The sequence below is a fragment of the Cupriavidus sp. GW823-FHT07B10 genome (assembly GCF_058794355.1).
Genome location: NZ_JBXAGS010000021.1, coordinates 83979 through 100368, shown reverse-complemented (window position 1 = coordinate 100368; position 16390 = coordinate 83979). Strand labels below are relative to the sequence as shown.

Annotated in this window: 15 protein-coding genes; 4 read left to right on the top strand and 11 right to left on the bottom strand. The window is 65.9% G+C overall.

The window, feature by feature from the left end; genetic code table 11:
- The first annotated feature begins 38 nt into the window (after nucleotides 1–38).
- The 3 genes from AC1Q6V_RS29815 to AC1Q6V_RS29805 all read left to right on the top strand — a co-directional run bounded on the left by AC1Q6V_RS29815 (nucleotide 39) and on the right by AC1Q6V_RS29805 (nucleotide 2734).
- On the top strand, nucleotides 39–962 hold the full coding sequence (locus AC1Q6V_RS29815) for a DUF1177 domain-containing protein (protein ID WP_058697172.1): 924 nt from the start codon (nucleotides 39–41) through the stop codon (nucleotides 960–962).
- The gene (locus AC1Q6V_RS29810; RefSeq protein ID WP_010809487.1) at nucleotides 959–1657 is read left to right on the top strand and encodes an AroM family protein; all 699 of its coding nucleotides are present in this window, start codon (nucleotides 959–961) and stop codon (nucleotides 1655–1657) included. Before AC1Q6V_RS29815 ends, AC1Q6V_RS29810 begins: the two co-directional genes overlap by 4 nt.
- 84 nt (nucleotides 1658–1741) lie before the next feature.
- On the top strand, nucleotides 1742–2734 hold the full coding sequence (locus AC1Q6V_RS29805; protein WP_439668031.1) for a Bug family tripartite tricarboxylate transporter substrate binding protein: 993 nt from the start codon (nucleotides 1742–1744) through the stop codon (nucleotides 2732–2734).
- 37 nt (nucleotides 2735–2771) lie between these two features.
- On the opposite strand, the gene truB is transcribed toward AC1Q6V_RS29805, so the two are convergent.
- The 8 genes from truB to AC1Q6V_RS29765 form a co-directional block, all read right to left on the bottom strand.
- The gene (truB, locus tag AC1Q6V_RS29800; protein WP_439670726.1) at nucleotides 2772–3719 is read right to left on the bottom strand and encodes a tRNA pseudouridine(55) synthase TruB; all 948 of its coding nucleotides are present in this window, start codon (nucleotides 3717–3719) and stop codon (nucleotides 2772–2774) included.
- A 98-nt stretch (nucleotides 3720–3817) separates the two neighbouring features.
- Nucleotides 3818–4186 (bottom strand): 30S ribosome-binding factor RbfA, encoded by a 369-nt coding sequence (rbfA, locus tag AC1Q6V_RS29795; RefSeq protein WP_010809484.1) that lies wholly within the window; start codon nucleotides 4184–4186, stop codon nucleotides 3818–3820.
- Between the two features lie 60 nt (nucleotides 4187–4246).
- Nucleotides 4247–7135, bottom strand: coding sequence for a translation initiation factor IF-2 (infB, locus tag AC1Q6V_RS29790; protein ID WP_010809483.1), 2889 nt, complete (start codon nucleotides 7133–7135; stop codon nucleotides 4247–4249).
- Between the two features lie 91 nt (nucleotides 7136–7226).
- On the bottom strand, nucleotides 7227–8702 hold the full coding sequence (gene nusA, locus AC1Q6V_RS29785) for a transcription termination factor NusA (RefSeq protein ID WP_010809482.1): 1476 nt from the start codon (nucleotides 8700–8702) through the stop codon (nucleotides 7227–7229).
- Nucleotides 8699–9187 (bottom strand): ribosome maturation factor RimP, encoded by a 489-nt coding sequence (rimP, locus tag AC1Q6V_RS29780; protein WP_439670727.1) that lies wholly within the window; start codon nucleotides 9185–9187, stop codon nucleotides 8699–8701. The genes nusA and rimP overlap by 4 nt, the downstream gene beginning before the upstream one ends.
- Nucleotides 9188–9488: 301 nt before the next feature.
- On the bottom strand, nucleotides 9489–11378 hold the full coding sequence (gene rluB, locus AC1Q6V_RS29775) for a 23S rRNA pseudouridine(2605) synthase RluB (protein ID WP_439670728.1): 1890 nt from the start codon (nucleotides 11376–11378) through the stop codon (nucleotides 9489–9491).
- Nucleotides 11379–11383: 5 nt separating this feature from the next.
- The gene (scpB, locus tag AC1Q6V_RS29770) at nucleotides 11384–12238 is read right to left on the bottom strand and encodes an SMC-Scp complex subunit ScpB (RefSeq protein ID WP_010809479.1); all 855 of its coding nucleotides are present in this window, start codon (nucleotides 12236–12238) and stop codon (nucleotides 11384–11386) included.
- Nucleotides 12239–12806: 568 nt separating this feature from the next.
- Nucleotides 12807–13565 carry a sulfite exporter TauE/SafE family protein gene (locus tag AC1Q6V_RS29765; protein WP_011615605.1) on the bottom strand — a complete coding sequence of 253 codons (759 nt, stop codon included), beginning with the start codon at nucleotides 13563–13565 and terminating at the stop codon, nucleotides 12807–12809.
- A gap of 78 nt (nucleotides 13566–13643) precedes the next feature.
- On the opposite strand from AC1Q6V_RS29765, the gene fnr reads away from it, so the two are divergent.
- The gene (gene fnr, locus AC1Q6V_RS29760) at nucleotides 13644–14369 is read left to right on the top strand and encodes a fumarate/nitrate reduction transcriptional regulator Fnr (protein ID WP_010809477.1); all 726 of its coding nucleotides are present in this window, start codon (nucleotides 13644–13646) and stop codon (nucleotides 14367–14369) included.
- Nucleotides 14370–14432: 63 nt separating this feature from the next.
- Here the strand turns inward: fnr and AC1Q6V_RS29755 are convergent, their stop codons facing one another.
- Genes AC1Q6V_RS29755 through ccoG form a run of 3 tightly spaced genes read right to left on the bottom strand, consistent with a single transcriptional unit; the run spans nucleotide 14433 to nucleotide 16386 of the window.
- Complete coding sequence (locus AC1Q6V_RS29755; RefSeq protein WP_010809476.1) at nucleotides 14433–14678, bottom strand: hypothetical protein; 246 nt, start codon at nucleotides 14676–14678, stop codon at nucleotides 14433–14435.
- Nucleotides 14675–14884 (bottom strand): membrane protein, encoded by a 210-nt coding sequence (locus AC1Q6V_RS29750; protein WP_011615606.1) that lies wholly within the window; start codon nucleotides 14882–14884, stop codon nucleotides 14675–14677. The genes AC1Q6V_RS29755 and AC1Q6V_RS29750 overlap by 4 nt, the downstream gene beginning before the upstream one ends.
- A gap of 29 nt (nucleotides 14885–14913) precedes the next feature.
- Nucleotides 14914–16386 (bottom strand): cytochrome c oxidase accessory protein CcoG, encoded by a 1473-nt coding sequence (gene ccoG, locus AC1Q6V_RS29745; RefSeq protein ID WP_010809474.1) that lies wholly within the window; start codon nucleotides 16384–16386, stop codon nucleotides 14914–14916.
- Nucleotides 16387–16390: the final 4 nt, after the last annotated feature.

Sequence of the window (16390 nt, the reverse complement as noted above, 5' to 3'; positions counted from 1 at the left end):
GTACAGAACCCCACCCCAGCCCCAGGAAGTCAAGCAAGATGTCTATCAAGCAGGTTATTGAATCGATCGAGCTGCTGTCGGCAGCGAATGTCGACGGCGCAGCCGTCGCCTCACTGCTGCGCTCGCGCGGCCTGGACGATGTCACCGTCACGCGCGTGGAAGAGAACGGCCTCTACACCGATTTCCTCGCCTGCACGGTGCCCGGACAGAACCCGGACGCGCCCGCACTTGGCGTGGTGGGCCGGCTGGGCGGCGTCGGTGCACGCCCGGCCGTGACGGGACTGGTGTCCGATGCCGACGGCGCCATCGTGGCCGTCGCCAGCGCGCTGAAGCTGGCCGACATGGCCGCCACCGGCGACGTGCTGGCCGGCCCGGTGCGCATCCACACCCATATCTGCCCGCATGCCGCCACACGGCCGCATCATCCGGTGCCGATGATGAAATCGCCCTTTGCGATGCGCACGATGATGTCGCATGAGGTGCACCCGCGCATGGCGGCGATCCTGTCGGTCGACACCACGCGCGGCAACCGCCTTGTCAACCGCCGCGGCGTGGCGCTGACGCCGGTGGCCAAAGAAGGCTGGCTGCTGCGCCTGCCGGAGCGGATGCTGGACCTGATGGGATGGGTCAGCGGCGAACTGCCGATGGTGTTGCCATTGACCACCCAGGACATCACGCCGTATGAGAACGGCCTGTGGCACGTCAACTCGATCATGCAGCCGGCCATCGTGACCCCTGCCCCGGTGGTGGGCGTGGCGCTGACCGCGCAGACCACTGTGCCAGGCTGCGCAACCGGCGTCACCAACGCCTTCGACATCGACGTGGCGACGCGCTTCTGCATCGAGGTGGCGAAGCAGTTCGGCCAGGGCCAGTGCGACTTCTACGACGCGGCCGAGTGGGCCGAGCTGCAGCGCCGCTATGGCTCGCTGGCCCATCTGCAGACCGTGGGAACCGAGGCATGAACACGCCTGCCGCACGCCAGCCACGCGTGGCCTTCGTCACCATCGGGCAGGCGCCCAGGACAGACGTGGTCCCGCAGATGATTGCCGACCTGGGCCTGCCGGCCACTGTGGAAGAGTTCGGCATCCTGGACGCGCTGGGCCCGCAAGATATTGCCGCGCTGGCGCCCGCGCCCGGCGAGTACCGCTTTGCCAGCCGGCTGCGTGACGGCACGCAGGCGGTGATGGGCAAGCCGGTGGCCGAGGCCATGCTGGCCCGGCTGATGACCTCGCTGGACGACGGCCGCTTCGACGCCCTGGTGCCGCTGTGCACCGGCACCGCCCTGCCGCCGATGCGGACCCTGGTCATCGAACCGCAGCAGGTAGTGGACCATCTGACCGTGGCGCTGGCGCAGGGCTGCAAGCGGCTCGGCATCGTATTGCCGCTGGAGGCCCAGGTAAGCAGCTTCCACCTGATCCAGCCGGTGCCCTGCGAACTGCGCGTCACCCATGCCTCGCCTTATACCGACGCCAGCACCGATCGCTTCGCGCAGGCGGGCGAGACGCTGCGCGGCTGCGACCTGGTGGTGATGCACTGCATGGGCTACACCGAAGCCATGCGGGCCGAGGTGGCGCGCCATGCCGGCGCGCCGGTGCTGCTCTCCAACCGCATGGTGGCAAGGCTGCTGGGACAGGTACTGGCTGGTGCCGCGGCCTGAATCCAGGCACGAAGCGAATCCATTTTCGGGTAAGGGCAGGCCCGCTGACAGATTGCCCATGACACTGCTGGAGTGGAAGTAACAATGAAACAGGTGGCGAAGTGGATGGGGCCGCTGGCACGCGGCATGATGTGGATGAGCCTGGGCGCGGCGGTGATCCCGGGCGCGCAGGCGCAGGAGTGGAAGCCGGCCAAGCCGGTGCGCCTGCTGGTGGGCTTTGCGCCCGGCGGCTCGGCCGATCTGCTGGCGCGCCTGGTGCAGGCGCCGCTGTCGGAAAGCCTGGGGGTTCCGGTGGTGGTGGAGAACGTGCCGGGTGCGGGTGGCAATATCGCCGCCGACAAGCTGGCCAAGGCCCCGGCCGACGGCTACACCATCGGCATGGGCGCCGCCGGCGCGATGGCGGTGACCCACGTGCTCAACCCCAAGGGCACGCCATACAAGGCGGATGATTTCACGCCCATCGCCATGCTGGCCACCCAGCCGAATGTCGTGATCGTCAATCCGGCCCTGCCGGTCAAGACCATGGCCGACTTCGTCGCCTACGTCAAAAAGACGCCGCAGGTCACCTACGGCACCGCCGGCGTCGGCACGTCAAATCACCTGATTGCCGAAACCATGCTGCACCGTCTTGGCATCGACATGGTCCATGCGCCGTACAAGGGTGCCACCCCGGTGATCACCGACCTGATGGGCGGGCATATCGCCATGACGGTCGACAACATCACCACCGCGGCGACGCTGGCCAAGACCGGCAAGGTCAAGGCGCTGGCAGTCACCGGCAGCAAGCGCTCGCCCCTGTTGCCGGAGGTGCCGACGCTTGCCGAGAGCGGACTGAAGGACTTCAACATGCCGACCTGGCAAGGCATCTTCGGGCCGAAGGACCTGCCGAAGGCAATCGTGGTCCGCTACAACCAGGCGCTGGTCAAGGCCTTGGCGAACCCGGAAGTCAGGAAGAAGATGGCTGAATTCGGCTCCGAGCCCGTGGGCGATACGCCGGAGCATTTCGCCGGGTTCCTCGCCCAGGACCGCAAGATGTGGGCCGATGTCATCAAGACGGCCAAGATCACGCTCGAGTAATTGCTGACGGGGCGGCCATTTACGCCCCTCACGCAATTTACAGCTTGACCAGCCGCTCCGGCCGCAACGCGCCTTCGCGCATGCGTGCCACGCCCAGCAGCCGGGCTGGTTCGCCGGCATAGACGCGCGCCAGCGCATCCTCGGCCAGCCCCGTGTCGGCCGGCAGGTCGCGCTGAGCGATGCGCTGGCCCTGCAGGAAGCGCGCTGCGGAGACCTCGTCCAGATGCACCGGCGCACACTTCTGCAGCAAGGCGTCCACAGGTGCCAGCATGGCCGGGCGCTGCGAGTCGTCGCGCTGCTCGATCTGCTCCAGGGTCACCGCGCCGTCCAGCGTCAGGTCGCCCACGGCGATCCGGCGCAGTCCGGTCAGGTGCGCGCCGCAGCCCAGCGCTTCGCCGATGTCCTCGGCCAGCGTGCGGATATAGGTGCCCTTGCTGCACGTCACCCGCATCGTGAACGACGGGGCTTCGGGCAAGGCGCACTCCAGCAGCGCAATCGAACGGATGGTGACGCGGCGCGCCGCGCGCTCCACGGTCTGGCCTGCGCGCGCGTATTCATACAGCGGGCGGCCGTCCTTCTTCAGCGCCGAATGCATCGGCGGCACCTGTTCGATCTCGCCGAGGAAGCTTGCCAGCGCCTGCTCCACTGCGGCGCAATCGCAGGTGACCTCGCGCACGTCGAGCAGTTCGCCTTCGGCGTCGCCCGTGCTCGAGCGCGCGCCCAGCCGCACTACAGCGTCATACGTCTTGTCCGCTTCCAGCAGGTCCTGCGAAAACTTGGTGGCTTCGCCGAAGCACAGCGGCAGCAGCCCCGTGGCAAGCGGATCCAGCGTGCCGGTATGGCCGGCCTTGGCCGCGCGCAAGAGGCGCTTGGCGCGCACCAGCGCGTCGTTGGACGACAGGCCCAGCGGCTTGTCGAGCAGCAACACACCATGGACCTCGCGGCGCGGCAGGCGCGGCGGACGGTTGGCGTTGGAATCGGTCATCGGGAGAAAGCGGGAGGCGGGACGGCGATGCGGCGCGGATGGCGGCAACGTAAACGTAGTGGCCGCGAAACCCATGCCAGGGGGCATGGGCGCCGGCTTCAGTCGTCTTTCGAACGCGTGGCGTTCGCTTCGTTGATCAGCTTGGACATCTCGATCGCATGTTCGACCGAGGTATCGTGGAAGAAGCGCAGCGTCGGCACGGTATGGATGTGCAGGCGCTTGTACAGCAGCGAGTGCAGGTAGCCGGCCTTTTCGTTCAGGATGGCTTCCGCCTCGGCAGCTTCGGCGCCCAGCACGGTGAAGTACACCTTGGCGTGCGCGTAGTCCGGCGTCAGCGCGACCGACTGCAGCGTGACCAGGCCGAGGCGCGGGTCGCGCAGTTCGCGCTGGATCATCTCGGCCAGGTCCTTCTGGATCTGGTCGGAGATGCGGAGATTGCGGGAGGAGATACTGCCTTTCTTGGCCATTCAATACAGTCTGGTCGAGATGACAACGGCAGGCCGAAGCCTGCCGTTGCTTGCGACGCCTTACAGCGTACGCGCCACCTCTGTGATTTCGTACACCTCGAGCTGGTCGCCTTCCTGAACATCGTTGAAGTTCTTGATCGACAGACCGCACTCGAAGCCTTGCTTCACTTCCTTCACATCGTCCTTGAAACGCTTGAGCGAATCCAGCTCGCCGTCGTGGATGACCACGTTGTTGCGCAGCACGCGCACCAGCGAGTTGCGCTTGACCAGGCCGTCGGTGACCATACAGCCGGCCACCGCACCGATCTTCGGCACGCGGAACACCTGACGTACCTCGACCTGGCCGATGGTGGTCTCGCGCTTCTCCGGCGCCAGCATGCCCGACATCGCCGCCTTGATCTCGTCTACCGCATCGTAAATGATGTTGTAGTAGCGGATATCGATGCCGTTGTGCTCGGCCAGCTTGCGCGCACCGGCGTCGGCACGCACGTTGAAGCCGATGATGACCGCCTTCGAAGCCGTCGCCAGGTTGACGTCGGATTCGGAGATGCCACCCACGCCGCCATGCACGATCTGCACGCGCACTTCGGCGGTCGACAGCTTCTGCAGCGACTGCACCAGCGCTTCCTGCGAACCCTGCACGTCGGCCTTGACGATCAACGGCAGCGTCTGCACTTCGCCTTCGGCCATCTGCTCGAGCATGTTCTCCAGCTTGGCGGCCTGTTGCTTGGCCAGCTTCACGTCGCGGAACTTGCCCTGGCGGAACAGCGCGATTTCACGTGCCTTGCGCTCGTCCGGCAGCACCAGCACTTCTTCACCGGCGGCAGGCACTTCCGACAGACCCTGGATTTCCACCGGGATCGACGGGCCGGCTTCCTTGGTCGGCTTGCCGTTCTCGTCCAGCATGGCACGCACGCGGCCGTAGGCGCTGCCAGCCAGGACCACGTCGCCACGCTTGAGCGTGCCGCTGCTGACCAGGATGGTCGCGATCGGGCCCTTGCCCTTGTCCAGCTGGGCTTCCACCACCAGGCCCTTGGCCGGGGCATCCACCGGAGCGGTCAGTTCCAGCACTTCGGCTTGCAGGAGTACTTGCTCGAGCAGGTCTTCGACACCGGTACCCATCTTGGCGGAAACCGGCACGAACGGCGAATCGCCGCCGTATTCTTCCGGCACCACCTGCTCCGCCACCAGTTCCTGCTTGACGCGGTCCGGGTTGGCATCGGGCTTGTCGATCTTGTTGATCGCCACCACGATCGGCACACCGGCAGCCTTGGCATGCGCAATGGCTTCCTTGGTCTGCGGCATCACGCCGTCGTCGGCGGCCACCACCAGGATCACGATATCGGTCGCCTTGGCACCGCGGGCACGCATGGCCGTGAAGGCCTCGTGACCCGGGGTATCCAGGAACGTGATCACGCCGCGGTCGGTTTCCACATGGTAGGCACCGATGTGCTGCGTAATCCCGCCGGCTTCGCCCGCGGCCACCTTGGTGCGGCGGATGTAGTCCAGCAGCGAGGTCTTGCCGTGGTCGACGTGACCCATCACGGTCACCACCGGCGGACGCGGCAGCAGCTCGGCGTCGGTGTGTTCCTCACCGCCCACCACCAGCAGCGCTTCCGGATCGTCCAGCTTGGCGGCATACGCCTTGTGGCCCATTTCTTCCACCACGATCATGGCGGTTTCCTGGTCCAGCACCTGGTTGATGGTCACCATCTGACCGAGCTTCATCATCTGCTTGATGACCTCGGATGCCTTGACGGCCATCTTGTGCGCCAGGTCGGCCACCGAGACGGTTTCCGGCACATGCACTTCACGCACCACCGGCTCGGTCGGCGCCTGGAAGCTGCTGCGGCTGTCGTCGTGCTGCTGCTGCCTGCCGCCGCGGCCACGCGGGCCACCGCGCCAGCCGCCCACGCCACCCGAAGTATCGCCGCGGGTCTTCAGGCCGCTGCCCTTCTTGCGGCTGCTGTCGTCCTGCCAGCCCGCCTTCACGACCTTGCCCTTCTTGTCGGCGGTTGCCGTGGTCGTGGTCGTGGTGGCCGGCTTCTTTTCGTCCTTCTTCGCTTCCGTGGTCGCACCGGCCGGCTTCACCGGCTTGTGCAGCGTACCGGTCTGCTCGGCCTTCTTCTCTTCGGCCTTGCGCTCGGACGGCGCCTTCAGCACGCGCGGCGGCGCGTTCAGCATCTGCTGGATCGCACGGGCCTCGGCTTCGGCAGCCTCGCGGCGCTTGCGCGCAGCGACTTCCTGCTCTGCGCGGGCCTTGTCGGCGGCAGCCTTGGCTTCGTCGGCAGCCTTCTGCGCCTCGGCGCGTTCGGCGGTGACGCGTGCCTTCTCGTCCTCTGCCTTCTTGCGCGAGGAATCCTCGTTGGCCTCGGTCACGGCGCGCGACGCGGCAGCCTCTTCCTCCGCCTTGCGGGCGGCGAGTTCGGCCTGGCGGCGCTGTTCAGCCTCCAGCGCTTCCTGGCGGGCGCGGCGCTCGGCTTCCTCGCGCTCGGCTGCCTCGCGGGCGGCCTTGGCTTCAGCTTCCTGGCGCGCCAGCAGTTCGGCCTGCTGGCGTTCTTCCTCGTCGCGGCGAGCTTCCTCGACAGCATCGACGACAGGCGCCTGGGCTTCGACCGCGTCGGCCTGGGCATCGGGCGCAGCCTCGTCGCGCTTGATCAGCACGCGCTTCTTGCGCACTTCCACCTGGACCGTGCGGGTCTTGCCAGTGCCATCCGACTGGCGGATCTCGGAGGTTTCGCGCTTGGTCAGTGTGATCTTCTTGCGGGAGCTGTCGTCGGCCTGGCCGTGCGAACGCTTCAGATAGTCCAGCAGCCTGGTCTTATCCGATTCCGTGATGATGTCTTCTGGCGTCGCTTTGCCCACCCCAGCCGCCTGCAATTGTTCCAGCAGGGCAGCTGCGCTGCGACTCAGTTCTGCGGCCAGTTGGGCAACTGTTGTGCTTGCCATTCAAACCCTTTCAATGCTTGGTTTCTACGTCGGGACAAATCGTTGCGGAAAGCGCGCCCGGGCCAGGTGTAGGCCGGCCCGGCCGTGTCCCTCAGTTGAACCAATGTTCCCGTGCTTTCATGATCAGCGACTTGGCTTCTTCCTCGCTGACACCGGTCATCTCGACCAGCTCGTCCACGGCCAGTTCGGCCAGGTCGTCACGCGTATGGATATCGCCTTCGGCCAGCTTGCCGATCAGTTCCGGGTTGAGGCCGTCGAGCGAGCGCAGGTCCTGCGACACCTCTTCCACCTTTTCTTCCCGGGCCAGTTCCATCGTCAGGAGCGCATCACGCGCGCGATTGCGCAGCTCGTTGACGGTGTCTTCGTCAAAGGCCTCGATCTCCATCATTTCACTGATGGGGACATAAGCCACTTCTTCAAGCGTGGAGAAGCCTTCCTCGATCAGGATGTCGGCAACTTCCTCATCCACGTCCAGCTTGGACATGAACAACTTGCGCACGACATCGCTCTCTTCGGCCTGCTTCTGCGCCGACTCTTCCTGCGTCATGATGTTGATCTGCCAGCCGGTCAGCTCGGTCGCCAGGCGCACGTTCTGACCGCTGCGGCCGATCGAGACGGCGAGGTTTTCCTCGTCGACCACGACGTCCATGCTGTGCTTTTCTTCATCGACCACGATCGACTGCACCTGTGCCGGTGCCAGCGCGCCGATCACGAACTGCGCCGGGTCTTCCGACCACAGCACGATGTCCACGGCCTCGCCGCCGATCTCGTTGCGCACCGCGGTGACGCGGGTACCGCGCACGCCGACGCAGGTGCCGATCGGGTCGATGCGCTTGTCATGCGCGACCACGGCGATCTTGGCGCGCACGCCCGGATCACGGGCAGCCGCCTTGATCTCCAGCAGGCCTTGTTCCATTTCCGGCACTTCGTTCTCGAAGAGCTTGATCAGGAACTCGGGCGCGGTGCGCGACAGTTCAATCTGCGGGCCGCGCGCGGCGCGGTCCACATTCAGGATATACGCACGCACGCGGTCACCGGTGCGCAGGTTTTCCTTGGGGATGATCTGGTCGCGGGCCAGCAGCGCTTCCACGCGGCCGGACTCGACGATCAGGCCCTTCTTGTCGGCGCGCTTGACCGTGCCGGTCATGATCTTCTCGCCGCGATCCAGGTAGTCGTTCAGGATCTGCTCGCGCTCGGCGTCGCGGATGCGCTGCAGGATCACCTGCTTGGCAGCCTGCGCACCGATGCGGCCGAACTCGACCGACTCGATCTGCTGCTCGATAAAGTCACCCAGCTCGATGCTGGGGTTTTCATCGCGGGCTTCGAACAGCAGGATCTGCTTGTCCGGCTCTTGCAGGCCCAGCTCGTCGGGAACGACCAGCCAGCGGCGGAAGGTTTCATGCTCGCCCGACTCGCGATCGATCGCGACACGGATATCCACGTCTTCCTCGAAACGCTTCTTGGTGGCCGAGGCGAGCGCCGCCTCCAGGGCACCGAATACCACATCCTTGTCGACGTTCTTCTCACGCGCAAGCGCATCGACGAGCAACAGAACTTCGCGGCTCATTGCTTGTTCCCTTTTCTTTGATTTCCTTTGAAGTCGATCACCGGCACCAGGCGTGCCTTGTCGACATCGGATACGGCAAATTCCAGCAGCGCCGGGCCATCTTTGCCTTCGAACTCCAGGCCAATCTTCTCCTCGCCCGCCGCGCCGGTGGGCTCGCGCAGGATGCCTGTGAAGTTCTTCTGTCCGTTGACGGGCAGGCGCAGCGTCACGCGCGCCTCCTCGCCGGCAAAGCGGACGTAGTCGGCCAGCTTCTTCAGCGGCCGGTCCAGTCCGGGCGACGAGACCTCGAGGCGTTCATAGCCGACGTTCTCGACCGTGAACACGTGGGTGAGCTGGCGGCTCACCTTTTCACAATCCTCGATGGCAATGCCGGTTTCAGGCTGATCGATATAGACACGCAGCAATCCGGCCGGGGCACGCTCGAGCTCGACCAGCTCATATCCCATGCCGCTTAGGGTGGTTTCGATCAAATCTGCCAGATGCACTGTTATCCCGAGTAATGGCCATCAACACCGTGGCAGGCAAACCCGCCGGTGCCGTCCGGGACGACCCTGCTGCAGCCCTGCCTGTCCGCCATCCCCCCGCTCCAGCGGAGAGAACCGAAAAACGGGCGAACCAAAAAAAAATGGGCGCAATGCCCATCATTCGCCCATCCTCGACGAGGATGGCTTTTTGAATAGACTTGAATTATACGCGGATTATGTCGAAAAGGCAAAAGCCAGACATTTCCGTGCACTGAATCCGGCGCCGGCGGGCGTTCAACCCGCCATGCGCCGGATTCAGCGCTTATCGGTTGCCGCCGCGGTTGCCACCACGGTTGCCGCCGCCACCGCCACTACCGCCGCGCGGGGAACGGTTACCGCCCGGCTTCGACGCCTTCGGCATCACATTGCCGTTGGCTTCGCCGCCGCCGCGACGCGGCTTGCCCTGACCCTGGCCACCCAGGCCGCCCTGACCACCCTGACCGCGCATGCCACCCATGCCGCCCATGCCGGCGCCACCACGTCCCTGGCGTGCGCCAGTGCCGCGCCCGCCGCCCAGGCTGGCCGCGTGCGAGGTCAGCAAGGTGGGCCCGTGGGTGATATAGCCCATCGAGGTCTTCATCGGATCCGGCTGGCTGCTGCGGCCGCCGCTACCGCCCCGGGCGCCGCCCTGGTCGAAGCGCGGCAGGCCGTCCATGCCCGTGGGCATCGGCATGCCGGCAATCGCGGCTTCGGTGCGCTGCTTGCGCCCGCCTACCTTGGTGGCGCCCTTGGGAGCCTGCTCGCCCTTGCCGGGCACCTTCAGGCCGACACCGGCCATCAGCGCCTTGACGTCATTGGGCTCGACTTCCTGCCAGCGGCCGCGCTTGAGGCCACGCGGCAGCAGGAACTGGCCGTAGCGGGTGCGGATCAGGCGCGACACGGTCAGCCCGACCGCCTCGAACATGCGGCGCACTTCACGGTTGCGGCCTTCGGTCAGGGCCACGTGGTACCACTGGTTGACGCCTTCACCGCCGCCGTCGGCAATGCGCAGGAAGTTGGCCTCGCCGTCATCGAGCTTGATGCCATGCAGCAGGCGCTGGCGGTCGGCCTCGGCCAGCTCGCCCAGCGTGCGCACCGCGTACTCGCGCTCCACGCCATAGCGCGGATGCATGAAACGGTTGGCAATATCACCAGAGGTGGTGAAGATCAGCAGGCCTTCAGTATTGAAGTCCAGGCGGCCCACCGCGACCCACTTGCCGGTCTTGATGCGCGGCAGGCTGTCGAACACAGTCGGACGGCCTTCCGGATCGGACTGGCTGACGATCTCGCCGGCGGGCTTGTGGTACAGCAGCACGCGCGGCGGCTTGGTCGACACCTTGCGGTGGATCAGCTTGCCGTTCACGCGGACCTGGTCCGCCGGCAGGATGCGCTGGCCGATATGGGCCGGCAGGCCGTTGACCGAAACGCGGCCCTGCAGGATCAGTTCTTCCATCTCGCGGCGCGAGCCCAGCCCGCCCTCGGCCAGCACCTTGTGCAGCTTGGGCGCGTCGTCGTCGGCCGACAGCTCGCGCACCGGCTTGGCCTTGGTGCGCGGAATGACGGTGTCTTCGTTGTCGTACTGCTCAGAGATCACGAAGCGGAACAGGTCTTCGCTGCTCGCCGCGGTCTTGTCCCCGCCGCCCTGGCCCTTGCGGGGCGCCTGCGGCTTGCCGCCATCCTTGCGGCGGCCCTGCTGCCGCGCACCGGTACCCTGCGCCTCGCCCGGCGCTGCCGCCTTGCCTGAGCGCTGGACCGGCTTGCGCTTGCGGCCGGGCTGCTCAGGCTTGTCGGTGCCTTCGGCCCTGGCCGCACGGTCGACCTTTTCTGCCTTGCTGGTGCCCTGGCCGCCCTGGCTACCCTGGCCACCCTCGCCCTGCCCCGTCTTGCGCTTGCCGCGGCCACGCTGGCCACCGCGTGCACCGCCTGCCGCCTGTGCGGCGCCCGCTTCACCGGTATCGGCCTGGCCGCCGGCGCCTTCGGCGCCCTCGCCGCGGTCCTGTGCCTGGCGGCGCGATGCGACCAGGTTCCTCAGCCCGCGGCGCAGCCCCTTGCGGCGGGGCGCGGCTTCGCTGCCCGATCCGGGTTCTGCGGCGCCGGTGTCGGCGGGTGCGCCCGCATTGCGGGTGTCTTGCTCAACGGAATCAGACAAGATATTCACTATCGGATGTTGCATGTTGTTCAGTTCGGCACGCGCTCGTCGTGCTCGCTCGGGTGCGGCGGGGTGCCGTTGTCCGGCAAATCGCCCCGCGCCCCGTCCGGATTGGGTGCGGCTGGTTCGGTGGAAGCGGCCTCGGCGGCATCGTCGGCTGCAGCTTGCAGCGGTTGCGCGTCAAAGCCATTGGCGCCTTGGTCGACCGGGCCGGTCGTCTCGGCTTCGTTTGCGACGGATGCTTCAGCCACATCCGCCGCATGCGCGGCGGGGTTGGCAAAAGCCTCTTCGTCGGCGCTGGCCGCCTTGTTTGCAGCCAGGTCTTCAAAATTGATGGCCTGCTGTTCCAGCAGGGTTGCCTGCGCCTGCGCCTGGGCATCTTCCAGCGGCGGCAGCTCATCCAGCGTACGCAGGCCAAGATCGTCCAGGAACGCCTTGGTGGTCGCATACAGCGCCGGCCTGCCCGGCACGTCGCGGTGTCCGATCACCTCGATCCAGCTGCGGTCCTCAAGCTTCTTGATGACTTCCGTGCTGACCGTCACGCCGCGGATTTCCTCGATATCGCCGCGGGTCACCGGCTGCCGGTAGGCAATGATCGCCAGTGTTTCCATCACCGCGCGCGAATATTTTGGCGGCTTTTCTGGATTCAGCCGATCCAGGTATTCACGCATTTCCGGCCGGCTCTGGAAGCGCCAGCCGCTGGCCAGGGCCACCAGTTCCACGCCGCGCGGCCGCCAGTCCTGGCGCAGTTCATCAAGCAGCACGCGGATGGTGTCTGCGCCGACGTCGTCGTCAAACAGCCGCCGCAGATCATTGACGCGCAACGGTTCCTGCGCGCAGATCAGCGCCGTCTCGAGGACGATCTTCGCCTCTTGGGTATTCATGTTGATGGTGTGCAGCCTGTCTTTGCACCTGCTCCCGGACGGATCCGGGGCACCGGAGATTTTGGATACAGCGGTGCGAAAGCCACCGCCATCTCATTGCGCAGCTAGCCGGATACCTGCTGCATCCAAGCCGTGCACTTCCCTATCTTTGCATCGAGTTGCCGGGCGTTCCGGCAGGAGATCGTTCGCATGCCGTTATGGGCCAGCCAGCGAACCTCTTGCGTAGCGCGTCCGCACATACCGGACGTCGCTGTCAGCGAACTGAAGGCCTCGGACGCAAGAAAAACGGGTATCGGGAGCAAGGCCGGCATCGCCAACACCGCAGTGCCAGCCGGACTTTTGAACCAGATCTTTTGAACCGGATGGACTGTGGGGACGGGACGGGCATCGAAAACCTTCCGCTTCCCCTGCCCTGAACTCACCTTCTGGTATGAAGGCCGCCTGGCGCTGCTCGCCCGCTGCTTACCGCGGCTCACAAGACACCGCGCGATACCGCAATGTTGGCGATTGTATGGCATTCCCGCCCCCGCCTGCAACCATCATCCGTTGCCGGCGCAGCGCCGGCGCCTCAGAACACCAGGCAGAATCCATGCTCGGCCAGCGAATGTGGCAACAGCACCGCTCGCGCAATGCCAAGGCCGCCGAACGCCATTACCGCCAGGCCGGCCCCCAGGCGCACGCCGGGACGTCGCGACAGCGTACGCAAATAGCCTGACAGGCCGGAGAGCACCAGCAGGTTAGGCAGTGTGCCGAGCCCGAACACGCCCATCACGAGTGCGCCGGACGCCGCATTGCCCGCCAGCAGCGCGAGCGTGAGCGCCCCATAGACCATGCCGCACGGCACCAGCCCCCACGCCAGGCCCACGCCGTATCTCCGCGCCAGGCCGCCGCGTGCGCGCACAAAGGACGGCATGCCGCGTGCCACGCCACCCAGCCGGCGCGCCACCGCTGCGCTGGCACGCGACGCCAGCCGCTCCAGCCAGTCGACGGTAAACGTGTTGCCGCGCAGCAACCGCCAGCCCGACCACAGCAGCATGACGCTGCCCGCGCCGAACAGCCAGCGCTGCACCGGCAGATAGTCCTGTTTCCACGCCGAAGCACCGACCGCGCCTAGCGCGGCCCCAAGCAGCATATAGGTCGAGATCCGGCCCAGGTGCATTATCAGCAACTCGCCGAGCCAGGCGGCACGGCTGGGCACCAGACTGATCGTCGCCGCCGCGCCGTGACGCTGCTCCACGGCCAGCGCCACGCCGCCGCACATGGCGGCGCAGTGGACCCCGCCCAGCAAAGCCAGCAGAAAAACGCTGATCAGTACGCCAAGTGTCAATTCTCACTCCCTACCACATCACATCGCACGGTAAAATGCCGTTATCGCGCCCTCGCTGCCATTTCTAGCAGGTTCCAATTGCTCACCTCCATTCCCATTACCGAGATGTCACCACGCTGCTCCACCTGTGCGATGGGGCAGCTGTGCCTTCCGGTCGGCATGTCGCAGCAAGACCTCGCCAAGATGGACACGCTGGTTCAGGAACGCATCCGTGTGCACAAGGGTGAAACCCTGTATCGCATGGGCGATCCGCTCACCGCGGTCTATGCCGTGCGCTTTGGCACGCTCAAGACCCACGTCACCACTGAAGACGGCCGCTCGCAGATTACCGGCTTCCACCTGCCCGGCGAAATTGTCGGTCTCGACGGGCTGGGCGAGATGCAGCATGCCTCCGATGCCGCCGCGCTGGAGGACACCGAAGTCTGCGTGGTCCGCATGAGCGAGTTGCAGTCCCTGTCGGCAGACCTGCCGTCGCTGCAGCAGCAGTTCCTGCGCCTGATGGGCAAGGAAATCACGCATGACCAACTGATGCTGGTCACGCTGGGCTCGATGCGCGCCGAGGAACGGCTTGCCGCCTTCCTGATCAACCTCTCTGAGCGCCTGTCGGCACGCGGCTATTCGGCGTCCGAGTTCGTGATGCGCATGAGCCGCGAAGAGATCGGCAGCTACCTGGGCCTGAAGCTCGAAACCGTCAGCCGCCTGTTCTCCCGCTTTGCCGAAGCCGGCCTGATCCAGATTCGCCAGCGCCACGTCAAGCTCGTGGACATCGACGGCATCAAGCAGCTCTACAGCCGCTCCTGCTAAGCGGCCAAGGCGCTGCCAGGTACCGCATGCGGACATGGCAGCGCAGACCTCACACCGATCCGCTTATTCCAGTTCGTCGGTATCGCTGAGCCGCGTCGGCATGGTGTAGAGCGTCAGTCCGCTGGACAACGCGCAGAACACCCAGGCCATCAGGAAACCAACGGTGTAGACCGATTCGCGGGACGCTTCGATCGGCTGGCCGAAGAAGTTCAGGTCACCGGGATCCACCACCGAAAACACCGTCGCGGTCGCGAACCCGGCCATCAGGAACGCCGGCCAGAGTACCCACATCAGCCAGCGCAACCTCATGGCTGCCTCACAGCGGCAGCCTTGGGCGGCGCGGCGTCGGCCTTCTCGACCACCAGGCCATGGCGCGTTGCACCCTGCACCGGCATGTCCGGATGCGTGGATGCCAGCCAGATCGTCACGCCACACGCCACCATCGCCACCAGCGGGCCGCTCATCAACAGCCACGGCCACGGCTCCTTCCACCACGGATTGCCTTGCTGACTCATCTTGCCCCCTTCATCTTGACGACCTAGCTTCACAAATCGCGCGGCACGATGAAACTGGTGGATTGCCGGATTTCGGCATGCCCCCGCTCCGTGCCTTCGCTCGTCACCGTCACGTTGATCTTGTGCGTGCCCTGCGCCGCGGCCTCGATCGGCACGCGGATCCGGATCGGCAGCAACCGGTTGGACGTCGGCGCCAGCGATTCGGCCTGCTTGTCGTATTCCACGGTCAGGTTCTTCAGTTCGTCGCTGTCGGCGCGCACGCTGATCTGCATCGGCGCTTCGGTGGTGTTGATCAGCTGCAGGCGATAGACATTCTCGATCCAGCGGCCTTCCACTTCACGGCCGAGCGCACCACGGTCGCGGATGATGTCGACCTTCAGCGGCGTGCGCAGCGCGATCGAAGCCATGAACCCGGCCAGCAACGCCACCCAGATCACGGAATAAATGACCACGCGCGGGCGCAGCAGGCGCTTGCGTGATGCCGCCGCGGACAAGCCCTTGCGCATCGCGTTTTCCGAGGTGTACCGGATCAGGCCGCGCGGATATTCCATCTTGTCCATGACCTGGTCGCAGGCGTCGATGCAGGCGCCGCAGCCGATGCACTCGTACTGCAGGCCATCGCGGATATCGATGCCCGTCGGGCACACCTGCACGCAGATGCTGCAGTTGACGCAGTCGCCAAGCCCCGCCTTGTGGTGGTCGGTCTTGCGCGACCGGCTTCCGCGCGGCTCGCCGCGGCCGACGTCGTAGGTCACGACATAGGTATCGCGATCCACCATCACGCTCTGGAAACGCGCATACGGGCACATGTACTTGCACACCTGCTCGCGCATGAAGCCCGCATTGCCCCAGGTGGCGAACGCGTAGAACAGCATCCAGAACGACTGCCACGGCCCCAGCGACAGGCTGAGCACCTCGCCGCCCAGTTCGCGGATCGGTGCGAAATAGCCGATGAAGGTAAAGCCGGTCCAGAGCGCAATCAGCACCCACAGGAAGTGCTTGGTCGCCTTGAGACGGAACTTGCGCAGGCTCCACGGATCGCCATCGAGCCGGATGCGTGCGATGCGGTCGCCTTCGACCCGCCGTTCGATCCACATGAAGATCTCGGTGTAGACCGTCTGCGGACAGGCATAGCCGCAGAACAGCCGCCCCGCGATCGCCGTGAACAGGAACAGCGCCAGCGCCGAGATGACCAGCAGCACCGCCAGGTAGATGACGTCCTGCGGCCACAGCACCAGCCCGAAGATGTAGAACTTGCGCTCGCCAAGGTCAAACAGCACGGCCTGGCGGCCATTCCATTGGAGCCAGGGCGTGCCGTAGTAGATCAGCTGGGTCAGGATCACCAGCCAGACCCGCCAGCTGGAGAATGCGCCCGTCACCGAGCGCGGGTAGATCTTGCGGCGGACTTCGTAGAGCGTTTCGTCAGAGGTCTCGCCCGGCGCAGCGGCCGACCGTTGCAGGTCGGCCGCCCGGGCCATTTCTTCGGTCCCGGGTGCGTTCATGGGC